The sequence below is a fragment of the Schaalia odontolytica genome, from assembly GCF_009730335.1.
GTDB classification, from domain to species: Bacteria; Actinomycetota; Actinomycetes; order Actinomycetales; family Actinomycetaceae; genus Pauljensenia; species Pauljensenia dentiphila.
Map to the genome: position 1 here is coordinate 1,418,566 of NZ_CP046315.1, position 16,196 is coordinate 1,434,761.

At 64.4% G+C, this 16,196-nt stretch carries 15 protein-coding genes and 1 riboswitch; all 15 genes read right to left on the minus strand.

The window, feature by feature from the left end; translation table 11 throughout:
• Positions 1-2: 2 nt before the first annotated feature.
• The 15 genes from FOC40_RS06120 to mihF all read right to left on the minus strand — a co-directional run bounded on the left by FOC40_RS06120 (position 3) and on the right by mihF (position 16,195).
• Positions 3-2,771 carry a DEAD/DEAH box helicase gene (locus FOC40_RS06120; protein WP_003796696.1) on the minus strand — a complete coding sequence of 923 codons (2,769 nt, stop codon included), beginning with the start codon at positions 2,769-2,771 and terminating at the stop codon, positions 3-5.
• Positions 2,768-3,706 (minus strand): helix-turn-helix transcriptional regulator, encoded by a 939-nt coding sequence (locus tag FOC40_RS06125; protein ID WP_003796698.1) that lies wholly within the window; start codon positions 3,704-3,706, stop codon positions 2,768-2,770. The genes FOC40_RS06120 and FOC40_RS06125 overlap by 4 nt, the downstream gene beginning before the upstream one ends.
• Positions 3,699-4,631, minus strand: a complete 933-nt coding sequence (locus FOC40_RS06130) for a helix-turn-helix transcriptional regulator (protein ID WP_039929787.1) — start codon at positions 4,629-4,631, stop codon at positions 3,699-3,701. Before FOC40_RS06130 ends, FOC40_RS06125 begins: the two co-directional genes overlap by 8 nt.
• Positions 4,632-4,680: 49 nt before the next feature.
• On the minus strand, positions 4,681-5,724 hold the full coding sequence (locus FOC40_RS06135; RefSeq protein WP_419555122.1) for an ABC transporter substrate-binding protein: 1,044 nt from the start codon (positions 5,722-5,724) through the stop codon (positions 4,681-4,683).
• 11 nt (positions 5,725-5,735) lie between these two features.
• Positions 5,736-6,509 carry an ABC transporter permease gene (locus tag FOC40_RS06140; RefSeq protein ID WP_003796703.1) on the minus strand — a complete coding sequence of 258 codons (774 nt, stop codon included), beginning with the start codon at positions 6,507-6,509 and terminating at the stop codon, positions 5,736-5,738.
• Positions 6,510-6,565: 56 nt separating this feature from the next.
• Positions 6,566-6,695, minus strand: a riboswitch (FMN riboswitch).
• Positions 6,696-6,802: 107 nt separating this feature from the next.
• Positions 6,803-7,465, minus strand: a complete 663-nt coding sequence (gene rpe, locus FOC40_RS06145; RefSeq protein WP_003796706.1) for a ribulose-phosphate 3-epimerase — start codon at positions 7,463-7,465, stop codon at positions 6,803-6,805.
• Positions 7,466-7,475: 10 nt separating this feature from the next.
• The gene (locus FOC40_RS06150; RefSeq protein ID WP_003796707.1) at positions 7,476-8,948 is read right to left on the minus strand and encodes a transcription antitermination factor NusB; all 1,473 of its coding nucleotides are present in this window, start codon (positions 8,946-8,948) and stop codon (positions 7,476-7,478) included.
• Entirely contained in the window at positions 8,945-9,889 is a 945-nt protein-coding gene (locus tag FOC40_RS06155; RefSeq protein WP_039929789.1) for a methionyl-tRNA formyltransferase, read from the minus strand. Before FOC40_RS06155 ends, FOC40_RS06150 begins: the two co-directional genes overlap by 4 nt.
• Before the next feature lie 34 nt (positions 9,890-9,923).
• Positions 9,924-11,906: a hypothetical protein gene (locus tag FOC40_RS06160; RefSeq protein WP_003796711.1), complete on the minus strand. Its 1,983-nt coding sequence runs from the start codon at positions 11,904-11,906 to the stop codon at positions 9,924-9,926.
• Between the two features lie 42 nt (positions 11,907-11,948).
• Positions 11,949-12,584 carry a vitamin K epoxide reductase family protein gene (locus tag FOC40_RS06165; protein WP_003796712.1) on the minus strand — a complete coding sequence of 212 codons (636 nt, stop codon included), beginning with the start codon at positions 12,582-12,584 and terminating at the stop codon, positions 11,949-11,951.
• Positions 12,581-13,768 (minus strand): methionine adenosyltransferase, encoded by a 1,188-nt coding sequence (gene metK / locus FOC40_RS06170; RefSeq protein WP_003796714.1) that lies wholly within the window; start codon positions 13,766-13,768, stop codon positions 12,581-12,583. Before metK ends, FOC40_RS06165 begins: the two co-directional genes overlap by 4 nt.
• Positions 13,765-14,994 (minus strand): bifunctional phosphopantothenoylcysteine decarboxylase/phosphopantothenate--cysteine ligase CoaBC, encoded by a 1,230-nt coding sequence (coaBC, locus tag FOC40_RS06175; protein WP_003796716.1) that lies wholly within the window; start codon positions 14,992-14,994, stop codon positions 13,765-13,767. Before coaBC ends, metK begins: the two co-directional genes overlap by 4 nt.
• 1 nt (position 14,995) lies before the next feature.
• Positions 14,996-15,262, minus strand: a complete 267-nt coding sequence (gene rpoZ / locus FOC40_RS06180) for a DNA-directed RNA polymerase subunit omega (protein WP_003792400.1) — start codon at positions 15,260-15,262, stop codon at positions 14,996-14,998.
• A 36-nt stretch (positions 15,263-15,298) separates the two neighbouring features.
• Positions 15,299-15,856: a guanylate kinase gene (gene gmk / locus FOC40_RS06185; RefSeq protein ID WP_003796718.1), complete on the minus strand. Its 558-nt coding sequence runs from the start codon at positions 15,854-15,856 to the stop codon at positions 15,299-15,301.
• A gap of 27 nt (positions 15,857-15,883) precedes the next feature.
• The gene (gene mihF, locus FOC40_RS06190) at positions 15,884-16,195 is read right to left on the minus strand and encodes an integration host factor, actinobacterial type (protein WP_007589281.1); all 312 of its coding nucleotides are present in this window, start codon (positions 16,193-16,195) and stop codon (positions 15,884-15,886) included.
• Position 16,196 lies beyond the last annotated feature (1 nt).

Sequence of the window (16,196 nt, forward strand, 5' to 3'; positions counted from 1 at the left end):
TCTCAAATCGTCGACCATGCAACGATACCGCGACCGATGCGGTCCTTCGCGGCCTCGGCTTTACGTACAAGCTCGCCGCTAGACGTCGCCGACGCAATCTGACCGAGGCAGTCCATGACCTGACGCATCCAGCGGACGAAGTCCCCGGCCTGGATCGGCGTGGCATCAATCGCAGTGGCGAGCGTCGAGCCGTGCGCCCACGCAAGTGTGGCGGCCATCAGACCGGCGTCAAGGCTCGGGGTCAGGTCACAGCCACAGGCCTTTTCGACGCGGTGCACGCGCTCCAAGGTTGCCAGGCTCTCGTGCCAGGCTTCCTGCAGTCGAATGCCCACGCCCGCAGGGGCCAACTGCTGCGCATCGTCGTCGGAGCGAGAATCGTAGACGAGCGCAGAAACCATCGACGCGAGTTCCGCCTCGTCGAGCTCATTCCACGTGCCCTCGTTCATCGACATGGCCACGACCAGGTCGCGCTCTCCGAAGATTCGTCGCAAGCGCTGCCCTGCGTCTGTGACCTCATCTCCGGCCAAAAATCCGAGACGTTCGAGGACCGCGCAGACGCGGTCAAACTGGGCGGCCACGGAACCCGTCTGGGAGTCGATCGATGAGCGGAGACGATCAATCTCGCGCGCAAGGCGCGCCCACTGGGCGCCCGCCCGAGCGTGCTCCTCGCGGTGCGGGCAGCGGTGAACCGGATGCTGACGCATCGCGACACGCAGTGCCGAAACCGGATCAGAAGCCTGCGTAGGCTCCGCAGGGACCTCGTAGATACCCTTGGCTGCGCCGGAGCGCAGCTCCCCAGCGATGCGCGTGCGCTCCTTCGTGCGCCGTAGCGCAGATCCGCCGGGAATCGACATGTGGCCGACGACTGCAATTGCACCGCGCACGTCTTCGGGGGCCAGGGCCCTCCACGTGGCGTCCTCCCCGATCACCGAGACCTGGGCCCTGCCCGAGGCGCTGGTGGCCTTCGCCCCAACGACACACAGGCGCGTCTTGCGGCCACGAGTCAGCGCTAGGACGTCGCCCGGGCGCACGCCGGACAGAAGACGCCGCAATTCATCTCGTGCCTCGCGCTTGCGTGCCCGCGCACCGGACTTCTCCGCCTGACCCAACTGGTCGCGCAGCGTCAGGTACTCGCGGACATCACCGTGCGAACACGACAGGTCCTCAGCCGTCGCATCGCGCTGAGCCTCCAGCTCGGTCAGTCGCGAAGCGAGCACGACGACAGCGGAATCAGCCTGATACTGAGCGAAAGAAGACTCCAAGACCTTGCGAGTCTGGGCGCGCGTCGATCGCGCGAGCAGGTTGACGACCATGTTGTACGTCGGAGTGAACGCGGAGATCAACGGGTACGTGCGCTTCGAAGCGAGGGCTGCGACCTCTTCGGGTGCCACTCCCCCACGATGTGAGACGACAGCGTGCCCTTCGGTGTCGATACCGCGCCGCCCCGCGCGACCCGACAGCTGCGTGTACTCCCCGGCGGACAGAGAGACGTGCGCCGAGCCGTTCCACTTTGTCAGCGATTCGATGACGACCGTGCGGGCGGGCATATTGATGCCGAGCGCGAGCGTCTCGGTCGCGTACACCATCTTGACAAGGCCGCGCGAGAACAGGTGCTCGACGCTCTCCTTCATAAGGGGCAGCATGCCAGCGTGGTGAGCGGCAATGCCGCGCATGAGGCCGCGTTTCCACGCCTCGGCGCCGAGGACGATGGCGTCCTCGGGAGGTAGAAGCGCGATGACCTCATCCACGTAGCTCTCGATCTCTGCGGCCTCCGAGCGCGTCGTCAGCGTGATGCGCGTGGAGAGGATCTGACGCACCGCGTCCTCGCATCCTGCTCGCGAGAAGATGAACGTGATGGCGGGCAGCAGCCGCGCGCGATCGAGTGAAATGAGAGTGGAAGGACGCGACTCACGACGAACCCGAACCTCGCGGTTCCACGAGCGTGAGCCGCGCCCGCCGCGCATCCCGGAGTCCCGTGTCGCTGCCACAAGCTCGGGATTGAGCTTTCCCTTTCCGGCGGGCGCGTACAGGTCAAAAATGTCCTCGCCGACGATCATGTGCTGATAGAGCGGGACGGGACGCTTTTCGGACACAATGATCTCGCAGGTGGAGCGCACTTCCCGGATCCAGGCCCCGAACTCCTCGGCGTTCGACACCGTCGCCGACAGGGCGATGATCGCGACGTGTGCGGGCAGGTGAATGATCACTTCCTCCCACACCGGGCCGCGCATCTTATCCGCCAGGTAGTGGACCTCGTCGAGGATGACGACGCCCAAGTCGTTCAGGGATGCGCCCGCGTAGATCATGTTGCGCAGGACCTCTGTCGTCATGACGACGACCGGGGCACCGGAGTTGACCGACGTGTCTCCGGTCGCCAGGCCGACGTTGTCCGCGCCGTACAGGTCGCACAGCTCCAGGTACTTCTGGTTGGACAGTGCCTTGATCGGCGTCGTGTAGAACGCGCGCATTCCCTGCTCAAGGGCGACGTAGGCACCGAACTGGCCGACGATCGTCTTTCCCGCACCGGTGGGGGCAGCAACGAGGACGGAGCTGCCAGCCTCGACGGCATCAAGTGCCTGGATCTGGAACGGGTCCGGGGTAAAGCTCAGTGTGGAGACCCAGCGCGCGCGTAGCGACGAGGCGGCCTGCGCCTCGGCCTTGTACGCTGCGTAGCGCTGGGCTGCACTGCCCACGCCGAGGCCGACTTCCTCCTCGCGCTGGGTGACGTGGTCAGTATCCCGGGTGCGGTGTCGACGTCGTTTGGCGCTCACGATGCATCCTCTCGGGTCCAGATCGACAAAACTGAGCGCGCACGGCGTGCGGCCTCGTCGCGCATATCCGGCGTTGCTGCGCGCAGGTGTGGGGCAATGTCGATGAGGAGGCTCATGCCCCACTGTTCGTTCCAGACGGGCAGGGTGATGCGTGCTCCCCCGCCGTCCAGCTCGGCGACGATGTGACCGTCGTATTCGTCGGCGATCCACCGGGCATCGCGATCGACGTCGAGCGTCCAGGTGGGTGCGTCATGACGCATGCGGCGCGGCTCCTCGACGCGTGGCCCCTCGCCGCGCACGTCGCTGATCGATACGACCGCGAAGCTGCGAGCCTCCCCCGCGCGAGTGCACCAGCCGCGCAGCAGCCAGCCGCTCGCGCTCGCCTCGAGCGACCACGGGTCGACGATGCGGCGCGTGCGAACGTCAGAAGCGGACACGTAGGTGAAAGACACACGTTCTTCGCGCAGAAGTGCGTCGCGCAGGGTCTCGAGGCTCTCGCTCGACGAGGCCAGAGAAGGAATCGCCTCCACACGCTGTTCGGCGTCGGCCTCTTTCAGGCCCCCGAGCGCGCAGACGACGAGGGCGGCATGCGGAACATGAGCGGCAAGATCCATGCCAAGTAGCGGGGTGATCGCAGACAGTCCGATGAGAAGAGCCTGCGCCTCTAGCGTGGACAGGCGCAGCGGCGCCGAAGCGCCCAGCGTCGAGCGTAGTGACACGCGCTGTTCTTGCTCGTAGAGTTCCCAATCGAGCTCGAAGGACGCGCCGGGCAGTGAATCTCCAACGGACGCTAGATACTCGATATCACGACGCACCTGTCGGCGAGTGCGATGGAAATGCGCTGCGATCTCATCGACGTTCGCGCCCGGGTGCTCACTCATCCACGCCACCATCGAAGCGAGGCGGACAACGGCCAACTGTACGTTCTCAGGCATCGTGCTCACCCCATTTGGCGGCCGCGCGCAGGCGCGTCAACATCGCGTCGCACAGGGACTCAGGTGATACGACGACCACGTCAGATGCCAGGGGAAGAAGACGACCCATCCACGTTCCCAATTCTGCGCCTTCGAGCGCGACGCGCTCCCAGCCATGCCGAGGCGAACCGTGCTCCTCAGATGCCGCCCCGGCCTCGTAACCATGGAGAAGCGTACGTGCAGTGGAGTCCCCACGCACGTCGACGACGGGAGAGACGAACGATGACACACGCGGAAACACTGCTCCCTCGGGCGGGAGTGATGCATCTCCCGGTTCCCCGATGAACGAAATCTGGGAGCGAATGCGCGACACACGGAATGTACGCTCGCTGCCGCGATCGAGGTCCCATCCCCACAGGTACAAGGCGCGGCCCTGGACCGACAGGGCCCACGGCTCGACGGAGCGCTCTGTGAGCTCGCGAGATCCCGGGTATTCGAAGCACACCACGCGCCGCTCGCGAATTGCCTGCGCCAACACGGTGGCTGCCCCGAGGCCGGTGAGCCCCAGGCGAATTGTCGGAGCAGAAACGTCGTCGGAGGAAGCTGCAGCCGCCTTCGCATCGATCGCTTCGGCGAAGAATTCGCTGCTATCCCACGCGCGTGCAGCCAGCGACATGAGCGCACGGTCGGTACTCGTCACCTCGATGCCGGGCGCAAAAGAATCCCAGGCGATGCTGTAACGCTCCCCAGAGTGAATCGTCATGTGGGCACCAGCGTCGCGCAGCGCGTCTTTGTCTCGCTGGAACTGCGTTTCGAAGGCATCGTCCGCGAGCCCCTGATATCCGGGAAGAGCACGCAATTGCGCCTTCGTGCGCCCGGGACGCGCGCCCAGGAGCTCGACGAAAAGCTCGAGGACGCGCACGTTAGCGTTGACAGCGGTACTCACCCGCCTACCCTACGCGAAACGCGCGCGTCCTGAGCATACGGCGCACCGTCTAGGACTGAGGCGACGCGCTATCGTTGGCGCTCACATAGTCGTTGGTCGCGAGTGTCGTCGCATCCACCGACCCCTCAAGCTCCCCGAGAGAATCGAGGAAGGTGACCATCTGCGCCCAGGTAGCCAGGTCTTGCGCCCCCGTTGCAGTCCCGGTGTCGCCCAGCCAGAGAGGAACCGTTGCGGCAAGAACAGCGTTCGCCGCGGACAGCGTCGCCTCGTCGGTCAACGAGGTATCCCACTGCTTCGTCGCGTCGAGGGCGATCTGGGGGGCCGCAGCGATATCGTTCATGGCCTTGGTCGTGGCCGCGACAACTGCGCGCGCCTGTTCCGGGTGCTCCTGCGCCCACTTGTGAGTGGTGATGAAGGACGCGCTCACCAGCGGTGTCGATGTGGGGTTCAGCGTGATTTCGCGGATCTGAAGGCCGGCCAGTCGCATCTGCACGGCGTCGTTGTTGGTAAAGCCGACGACTGCGTCGACCTGACCCGACGCGAGTGCGGCCTGCTGCGTGTATCCGATCGGAGAGATCGTCACGTCCGACTCGCTAAGACCAGCTTCCTGCATGGCGGCGCGCGTCGCATAGTAGTTCGCACCGTGCTCACCCGGAATGCCCACCGTCTTGCCCTCAAGGTCAGCAAGAGAGTGGATGTCGGAATCCTCTGGAACGATCACTGCGCCTGGGTAGGAGGCGTAATACTGGCCAATCGACACGATATCGAGGCCCTGCGAGGCAGCGACCGCCGCTTCGTCTCCCGACGCGATGACGATATCCTCCTCACCTGCCAGAAGCGCCGTAAAAAAGCCCTCGTGCGACCCGTGGTGCCGAATTGTTGGGACGACACCGTTATCTGTGTACGTTCCCTGCGCGTCCGCAACGTAAACGGGCGAGAACTGAATGTTGGGGATGTACGTCAGGCCGATCGTGACCTCCGAATCGCCGTGCGTTCCCGACTGAGCGGCCTTGTCTCCCGGCGTGCACGCCGCCAGGACCAACGAAGCGCATGCGCCGACGACTGCGGCGCGAACGATTGTGGAAAGCTTCAAGAGATTCTCCTTCACTGCGTGATCTCATAACGCTTCGACCGCTCGATCCTGTACACGATCGTGTAGAGAAGAGTCGCCATCGTGCACAAAATGATAATGATGACGAACATTCCGGCGGTGTCCACGTTGTTTCTCATCTGAGTGAGTACCTGCCCGAGCCCGGAGCCACCCATCACCATCTCCCCCACGACTGCGCCCGTCACCGACAGGGCGAACCCGTTACGCAGGCCGCCCAAAATCGCGGGAGCGGCCAGCGGGAGCTCCATGTAGAGTGCCATCGTCCATCCCGTCGCCCCGTCCAATGCAGCAGCTTCGAGAAGCTCGCGGTCAATATGGCGCAAGCCGACGACCGTCGAGACAAGAATCGGAAAGAACACCATCAGGGCGCACAGGACGACGATGGACATGAATCCGTAGCCGACCCACAGCACAAGAATTGGTGCAATAGCGATTGCTGGTAATGCTTGGGTTGCCCCGAGAAAGGGCTCTACCGCAGCAGCCAAAATACGCGACCGGTAGATCACATACGCGGACGGCAACGCGACGACCGAGCCGAGCAGACACCCAGCGACGGCCTCGGCACCCGTCACCTGGACCTTGTGCCAGGTTGACGGAAGCGCCAGGATCACCGATCCCTTGGAGATGACGGACATGGGGTTAGGTAGGCGCCAGGCCTCGATGCCGGTCAGCGTGGTCGACAGCCACCACCCCGCCAACAGCACGGCGAGGAAAATGACCGGTGCCGCGACGGTAAGAGCACCGCGAGGCTTGTTCCGAGTTGCCACGACTTACTTTCCGACACCGGGGGTACGCGCAGCACAGCAGACGCACGGATGCGCCTCATGCACTCCTCCCATCCGGACTTTAACCGTCGGTGCCGGAATTTCACCGGCTCAACCGCCCTCGTTCTGTGAGGGCGGGTCGCGGACTATCACCGCCGGTTCGGACTTTCACCGACCCCGGAGTACTCGTGTGCCATTGTGCCACCGACGGGCGCACCATGCGAGGCGTATCCGCTATGAAAGAAAACGGGCGGCCGGAACGGGATTTCGTTCCGGCCGTCCGAAAGCCTGTGCGATCAGTGTGAGTGTGCGTTGGCGAGTTCGCGCAGCGCCTCCACCTCACGATGAGCGTCGTCAGCGCGGAAGACCGCGGAACCCGCGACGAAGTTGTCGGCGCCGGCCGCGGCCGCGCGCTCGATGGTCGCACGCGAGATGCCGCCATCGACCTGGATCGACACCTGCAGCCCTGCGGCGTTGATCGCGGTGCGCGTGCGCTCGATCTTCGGGATCATCTGCTCGATGAAGGACTGGCCGCCGAAGCCGGGCTCAACCGTCATGATGAGGATCATGTCGAACTCGTTGAGGATGTCGACGAACGGTGCGATGTCAGTCGCCGGCTTCAGAGCCAGGCCGGTGCGTGCACCGATGCGGTGCAGCTCGCGCGCCAGGCGCAGCGGCGCTGCAGCGGCCTCTGCGTGGAAGGTGACGGACTCACAACCGACCTCCGCATACTGCGGAGCCCAACGATCCGGGTCTTCGATCATGAGGTGCGCGTCGACCGGCAGAATGCCGGACTTGACGACAGCCTCCGCGACGGGCAGACCCCACGAGAGGTTGGGGACGAAATGGTTGTCCATGACGTCGACGTGAGCGATATCCGCTCCTGCGATCTTGGTGAGCTCACCGCGCAGGTTAGCGATGTCGCAGTTGAGAATCGACGGGCTAATTGTGGCGTTCATAACGCATATGCTAGCGCCTGCGCAGGCAGGCTACAAACATAAGATCCGTGCCGAAACGGTGATCCCAGAGCTGGAGCGTCCGACCGCTAAACCCCTTGATGACGCCCGCAGATGCCGGCACGTCCAGCGCTTGGGGTGCGCATTCGTTTGCGAGCGCCACGGTGTCAAGCAGTTCGACCTCGCCAGCCTTGAGCAGACGCTCGACCTGTTCACGTGTCTCGGCCGCGTGCGGCGAACACGTGATGTATGTGAGAACGCCTCCGGGGCGTGTCAGCGCGACTGCTCGATCGAGTAGTTCGCGCTGGAGAACAGTCAGCTCCTCCACGTCCGCGGGCGTGCGGTTCCAACGGGACTCGGGGCGGCGGCGCATCGACCCCATGCCCGAGCAGGGGGCATCGACGACGACACGGTCAAACGAGCCGAGGGGCCATGCGCTCTGGCCACCACCGAAGGTACGACCGTCGCCGCTCACGACCTCAATGGAGTCGAACTGGCGTGTCGTGCGCTCCACGAGGCGGGCGCGGTGCGGGTGCACCTCGTTAGCGGTCACGCGTGCTCCCACGCCAGCGGCGAGGCCGGCCAGAAGAGCAGCCTTGCCACCGGGACCCGCACACAGGTCGAGCCAGCGCTCGTCGTTGTCGCCCTCAAGCGGTGCGGATGCGGCGATGAGGGCAGCGAGCTGCGAGCCCTCATCCTGCGCGCCAGCGCGGCCGTCGCGAATCGAGGGCAGGCGCGCGGGATCGCCGGATTCGAGGAGCACGGCATACGGGGAGACAGCACCCAGGGCGACGCGCGTGTCGAGAATATCCTCGGCCTCGTCGGCGAGTTCGTCGACGCTCATCAACGATGGGCGGGCCACCAGAGTGACCGTGGGAACCTCGTTATCGGCTTCGAGAACGTCGAGAAGCTCTTCCTCGGGGTAGCCGTGGGCCTTCAGAGCGTCGTGGAACGCAGTGACCATCCACGCCGGGTGCGAGTAGCGCACGCCGAGGGCTTGATCCTCGTCGGCGATGGCATCCATAGCTGCCTCGCGCTCGGACGGATCCTCGCGAGTGATCGAGCGCAACACGGCATTAACGAAACGCACGGGGCCATCCGTCAGGTGCTCTCGTGCGACGTCCACAGTCGCCGACACAGCAGCATGATCAGGCACTCGCATGTCGAGGAGCTGGTGGGTACCCATACGCAGAACGACGAGCGCGCGCGGATCGAGATCAGCCAGGGGACGGTCGATATGACGGGAGATCACCCAGTCGAGTCGGCCGATCGCACGCAGCGTGCCGTGGACGAGCTCGGAGGTGAAGGCGGCGTCCCGATCGGAGAAGTGACCGTCGCGCCGTGCCTGACGCAGAGCTTTCGGCAAAATGATGTTCGCGAACGCGCCCTGGGTCTCGACCTCGTGGAGAACGTCGTAGGCAATACGACGGGGCTCATCGGCCTTGCGCAGCTTGCGGTAGCCGTCCGCGTAACGCCTCTCGCTCATCGCTCTCCCTCCAGCTCTCCACCAAGGCGCAGGTCTTCGGAAGGCCGCGCTCCCCTCGCCCAGGCAGCAGCGTCCATCCAGGACTTACCGGCCGGCGCCACTTTTCCGAGCACGAGAGCTCCACTCGTACACCCGACGGTGACCTGCTTCTTCGTCACTTCGAGCTGCCCGGGAGCGAGATCGTCACGGTCCACGGGCGTAGCCTTGTCGAGCTTCATGCGTGCCCCGCCCGGCAACACCGTGTAGGCGCCGGGATTGGGCGTGACAGAACGAATGACGCGATCCTCGTACCCGGCATCGTGCGTGAACGACACGTAGCCGTCGACGTGCTCGAGGCGGCGAGCGTGCGTGACACCCTCGGAGGGCTGCGGAGTAGCGGTTGAGCTACCAGCGGCGAGCGCGTCGACGACGCCGAGCACCTGGCCCGCCCCGGCCTCGGCCATGGACGAGAGCAGCTCGCCAGCGCTCTCATGCCCGATCGGAACCTCGACGCGGGAATAGACGTTGCCCGTATCCAGGCCCTCCTCGAGGTTGAACACGCAGGACGCGGTCGTCGCATCCCCTTCGCGAATCGCCCACTGGACAGGAGCAGCTCCGCGCCACCTTGGCAGATCCGAGAAATGCAGGTTTACCCACCCGTGTACGGGCATTGCTAGCACGTTCGGGGGCACGAGGCCGCCGTAAGCGACAACGACACCGAGGTCCGCCTGCACGTCCTCGATGCGCTGAGCGATGTCGGGGGTCTTCAGTGTCGTTGTCTCCAACAGTTCCACGCCGAATTCGGTGGCAACCTCTGCCACCGGTGACGGGTACATCGTCTTTCTGCGGCCGCGCCGAGCCGGTGGGCGCGTGATGACGAGGGCGACCTCGTGGGACGACGACAGCAGGGCCCGCAGCGTGGGAACTGCGGCCTCGGGGGTACCAGCAAAAATAATGCGCACGGCCGCCAGTTTACGGCACTACGCAGGCCCTGACTCAGAAGAGCTCGGGTGGGTTCACGCTCATTTTGACGAGTGGAAGCTTACGGGCACTGCGTGAGCGTCGAATCTCGGTAAGAACCGCGAGCATCGACGTCGCCCCGGCCAATGGGCTTCGCACCAGCGTGCGCACTTCGTTTTCCTCCCCCTCGCGCGTCGCCGGGCGCACGACGGTGCCGACCAGATCAGCTCCTCCATCGCGAATGACCTGTTCGGCAACCTGACGGACCTGAGCCGCCGGCCCATCGAGGGCAACCATTGTCGTAGCAGGGAAAAAGCCGAGAGCCTCACGCTCGTCGAGAAGCCGATCGGCGTAGTCGGTGGGAGCCCAGCGCACGAGTGCCTGCCCCAACGCATCGGGAATCATCCCGACAACGAGGCCGGGGTGGCCTGGGCGGACAAGAGACAGCGCGTTGAGCCACCGCCGGGCAGCCTCCTCCGGGGCCCACAGTTCGGCTCGCCCAGCCAGAGCGTGCGCGTCGAGGATGATGGCGGCGGCGTAGCCACCGTCCACGTGTGGCTCAGCTCCCGGCGTAGCAACGACGACCGTAGGGCGTGTGGGCAGTTGGCGGTTGATTCTGTGGGCAGCCGAAGACTCGAGGACCGACGTATCCGGGAGGTTGCGTGCGATCTCTTCGGCGGTGCGCGTCGATCCCACGCGAGCTGCGCGTAGCTCTGTGCCGGAGCAATGTGGGCACCGCCATGACTGCGAGGTGCGGGCGCACCACGAACAGGTGACGTCTCCCCCGCTATTGACTGCGAGGGGACCCGAGCAATGGCGGCAGCGCGCACGCTCGCCGCAACGGCGGCACACGACCGTGGGCCAATAGCCGGACACTGCGACCTGGATGAGAACGGGGCCTTCGCGCAGGCCCTGGCGAATCATGCGCAACGCTGCCGGGGGAATGCGCATGCGGCCGCTGGCGCCCTCACGTTCTGCTTCCGTCGCGCCGTGCAGATGCACGCGTGGAGTCGCGTCGCGCAGCGCGCCGGGCACCGGATCGAGACTGGCCGCCCAGCCAGAACGGACTAGAGCCTGTGCCTTCACCGAGCGTGCGAAGGAAGCAACAAGGAGTCCCGCGTCCTCCACCGCGCACCGCTGCACGGCGATATCAAGAACGTCGCAGCGAGGGAACCTGCGCTCTCGCAGTCGATCGTCGCCGTCGTCGCAGATGACGATGAGGCCCAGCTTCGCACACGGAACCCACGCTGCCGAGCGTGTGCCGACCACAATCGGAAGACGCCCGAGTGTCGCGGCTGCGTGGATACGGTAACGCTCCTCGGGCGCCACCTCACCGCCTGTGACAGCAACGGGCACCCCGAGGTCCTCCTCAAGTGCACGTGCGTACCGCGCGGCGTCCTCACCGGTGGCAGCAACGATGATGGCGCTGCGCCCTGACGAAACAGTGGCAGCGACGGCATCCGACAGACACGCGCGCATCCGGGGACGCAGCGCGGTCACGACTGCACGCGGAGACTCTCCGGCTGCAAGGCGGTGAAGTAACGCGTCGCCAGCACGATACGATGCCCAGCCTTCAGAAACAGTCGGAGCTTCAACGGATGGCCACATCGAGTCGTGTGCCTGTACGACAGTCTTTTCGCCGCGCGCATGTCGCGGTGGGATAGCGAGCGACAGGACCTGCGAGGTCGTTGCGAGAAAACGCGTCGCTATGCGACGTGCAGCCTCGTACAGTGCGGGCGTCAGCACCGGGAGTGCAGACGATACCGATTCGATCTGCGCGGCTTCGTCAAGCACATCGCGACGTGTACGCTCAACGATCCAGCCGTCCACGCGCGTCCCGGAAAAACGTACGCGAACTGCGCGGCCGACCTCGGCCTCATCAATGAACCTGTCCGGAACGACGTAGTCGAGCGGCCGATCCATGTGTGGCAGATCGACGTCAACGAGCACGCGAGCGATCTCCGCGGCGCAAGACCGCGGCGGATCGAAACCGTCAAGCATGCCCTGTTGGGAAGTCATGATCCTAGTGAATCACGGCCAGCACACATCTGCGTCCCGCTCTCAGCCGAGAAGCTTCAGCCCGTACTTCGCGACCACCATGGCGAGCACGCCAAAGACGATCAGACCCCACAGGGCCCAGTCGAGACCCTGGGCGACAATACGACGCAGTCCCTCGGGCGCTGGAATGACGCCATCGCGAATATTGATGCGAGTGATTCCTCCGAAGACGAGCGTTGTCGTCAGGGTGATCAGCAGACACCACGGGCACAGTACCTGGATGATGAAATATGACTGCCCGAACAGCCAGAATGCAAAGAACAGCGCGATCGTGTACAGCAGGTTCGTGCCCAGCATGTACCAGCGCGGGAACTTCACGCCAGCAAAAATGGCGACGGAAATAGCGAGAACCACGGCCTCGAAAAAGATGCCGAGGAACGCATTGGGAAAGCCGAGGATCCGTGCCTGCCACGTCTGCGCAACCGCCGAACATGACAAGACGGATGAAATATCGCAGCCGAAGCGTGCCGACGAGTTAGCGGCGAGCTGCCACGCCTCGATCGAGAGGACGAATGACGTGACGAGGCCGATGAAGCCGGAAATAATCATCTCCAGGCTCGTGCGCCGGCGCCACGCGCGGCGAGCATCCTCGGTTTCGTACGAGGGCAGGTAGTCCTCGGCTTCCATTGCCTCGCTCATGCGAGCGCAGCCTTCAGCTGTTCGACGCGGTTGGTCGCCTCCCACGGGAACTGGTCGCGACCGAAGTGGCCGTACGCAGCGGTTTCGCGGTAGATCGGACGCAGCAGATCGAGGTCTTCGATCATGCCGAGGGGACGCAGGTCGAAGACCTCGCGGATGGCGTCCGCGATGCGATCCTCGGGCACCGAAGTAGTCCCGAAGGTATCGACATACAGGCCGATCGGGCGAGCACGTCCAATCGCGTAGGCAAGCTGAATTTCGCAACGCTGAGCGATGCCGGCGGCAACGACGTTCTTAGCCACCCAACGGGCGGCGTAGGTAGCGGAACGATCGACCTTTGACGGGTCCTTGCCGGAGAAGGCGCCACCGCCGTGACGCGCCATGCCACCGTAGGTGTCGACGATGATCTTGCGGCCGGTTAGGCCGGCGTCCGCGGCGGGACCGCCCAAAACGAAGCGACCCGACGGGTTGATGAGAGTTGTCATGGAGCCGCTAGCCAGCGCCAGACCGGACTCTTCGATGACGGGGTTAATGACATAGTCGCGCACCGCGTCGGTGATCGTGGACTGCGACAGCGCCTCGTCGTGCTGGGTGGACACGACGACCGTGTCGATACCCACCGGGCGACCGTCCGCGTACGCGAGAGTCACCTGAGTCTTGCCGTCGGGACGCAGCCCTTCAACGATGCCCTGCTTGCGAACGTCAGTCAGGCGCTTCGCGAGGCGGTGCGCCAGCCAAATGGGGGCGGGCATGAGGTCCGGGGTGTCCGAAGAAGCGTAGCCGAACATGATGCCCTGGTCGCCCGCGCCGAGACGGTCGCGCGGGTCACCGCCCTGGGTGCCGCGCACCTCAAGGGCTTCATCAACGCCGCCGGCAATGTCGGGGCTCTGACCGTCGAGCGACACGGACACGCCGCAGGAGGCACCGTCGAAGCCAACACGTGACGAGTCGTAGCCGATCGACAGGATCTCGCGACGCACGATCTCCGGGATCTCAACGTACGCCTCGGTCGTCACCTCACCGGCGATGTGGATGAGACCGGTGGCCGCCATCGTCTCGACGGCCACGCGCGAGCGGGGATCGGCGGCGAGCAGCGCGTCGAGGATCGCATCGGAAACACGGTCACAGACCTTGTCGGGGTGACCTTCGGTAACGGACTCAGAAGAAAAAAGCTGTTGACTCACCGCTTTAGATTATCAAGGAATGAAGCCATATGGCCGACAAGACCAGCGGCCACCTCATCCTTTGAGCCGACGTAACGGCCCGCGATGTTCCCGCGTGCGTCGAGGAGTCGAATGTCATTGGGAACGTCACCAAATCCGACGCTCTCCCCCACCCGATTCAGGCAAATAAAATCCGCGCCTTTTCGGGCAGCCTTGTCAGCGCCATAGGCAAGAATCTCCTTATCGGTGCCGGTCTCTGCGGCGAATCCGACGACGAGAGGCGGGCGCTGATCGCTGTGCCCGATCTCGGCGAGGATATCGGGGTTACGAACCAGGCGAATCGTCGGAGCTTCCTCGTTGGACAGGTCCTTTTTGATCTTCGACTCTGAGGCAGCCTCGGGCCGGAAGTCCGCGACAGCTGCCGTCATCACGAGAGCGTCGGCATCGGCCACCTGAGCGATCGTTGCCTCGCGCATCTGCAGGGCGCTCCCCACTCGCGTAACCTGCACGGCCGTTGGCAACGTTGCGAGCAAAGCCGACTCGATGTTGGCGGCGATCACGCGTACGGATGCGCCGGCTCGCGCCCCTGCCGACGCGATCGCGAGTCCCTGACGGCCGGAGGACTTATTGCCAAGAAAACGTACCGGATCGACGGGCTCGCGTGTACCGCCGGCGGTGACAACAACCGTGCGACCAGCAAGAGCGTTCGATGCCTGATCGCGAGCAGCAAGGACCCCGAGAGCCACCCGGGCGATCTCCTCAGGCTCGGGAAGGCGGCCGACACCCCTGTCGCCGGAACCAAGCGCGCCAGAAGCAGGGTCGATGACGTGGAAGCCGCGATCACGAAGCGCCTGAACGTTCGCCTGCGTAGCGGGCGCCAGCCACATGTTGGAATGCATTGCCGGGGCAACGACAACGGGAGCATCCGATGCGAGAACAGTCAACGACACCATGTCGTCGGCGAAGCCAGCGGCGAGGCGCGCCAAAGAATTCGCGGTCGCCGGCACGACGATGATGAGATCCGCGACGCGAGCGAGTTCCACATGCTCGGCGCGCCCTTCCCCCGCGATATCCACGGCGACCGGGCGGGACGTGATGCCCTCCCAGGTGGAACGGCCAACGAAATCCAAAGACGCGCGCGTCGCAGCGACATACACGTCGTGGCCCGCGCGTTGACACTCGCGGACCACGATGGGTGCTTTAAAGGCTGCGACGCCGCCGGTCACTCCGACGACGATCGTTGCCATGTCAGGCCTCGGGGTTAGCTTCGAGAGACAGGAGGCCTTCGTTGATCTCACGCAGGGAAACCGCAAGTGGCTTCTCATCCGGCTGCACGTCGACGACCGGACCCACGAACTGGATCATGTTCTGCTGAAGCTGCAGATTGTAGGAGTTAATCTGACGCGCACGCTTCGCGGCGAAGATAACCAGCGCGTACTTGGAATCGACGTGCTCCAGCAGATCGTCAATGGGCGGGGACGTGATGCCCACGGGCTGGGCAACAATTCCGGACATGCGTGTATTCCTCTCAGTGGCGGATTCAGATAGATACTACTCCAGGCCAATGAGCCGAGCCAGCTCATCCACGGCGCGCTCCACGTCGTCGTTGATCACAACATGGTCAAACTCCGAGGCAGCCTCGAGCTCAACGCGGGCGGTAGCCAGACGGCGAGCCTGTTCCTCAGGGCCTTCCGTGCCCCGGCCAATGAGGCGACGCTCGAGCTCCTCCCACGAAGGTGGAGCTAAGAAAATGAACTGTGCGTCGGGCCTGTTGGTGCGGACCTGGCGTGCGCCGGCCAGGTCGATCTCAAGAAGCACGGGCTTGCCAGCAGCGAGGGCTTCATCGACGGGTCCGCGAGGCGTCCCGTACTTGTTGTTTCCATGAACAAGCGCCCACTCCAACATGTCTCCGCGTTCGATCATTGCATCGAACTCTTGGGCGGAAACAAAGTAGTAGTGGACGCCGTTCAGTTCACCGGGCCGAGGATCGCGAGTTGTTGCCGAGACTGACACGTTGAGCGTCGGGTAGCGCTTCGTGAGCGCAGCGACAACAGTTCCCTTACCAACGGCTGTAGGGCCAGCGAGGACAGTCAGTTGAGCCTTAGTCATGACTCAAGTGTGCCACGCTTGACCGCGTCATCCGAAACGCTCGACGAGGGCCTTTCGCTGGACGGGGCCGAGGCCACGCACGCGCCTGCTCTGGGCGATCTTGTACTCGTCCATTAGTACGGCAGCCGTGTTCGTGCCAACGCGCGGCAGCGACTCCAGTAGCGAAACGACCTTCATCTTCGCGACTGCTTCGTCTGAATCAGCGAGTTCCAAAACCTCCGACAAGTTCATCGAGCGCGCCTTGAGCGCGTTCTTCACTTCGGCGCGACGCCTCCGTGCCTGTGTTGCCTTCTCGAGAGCCTGCGCCCTCTGTTCTGGCGTGAGATCAGGTAGTGCCATT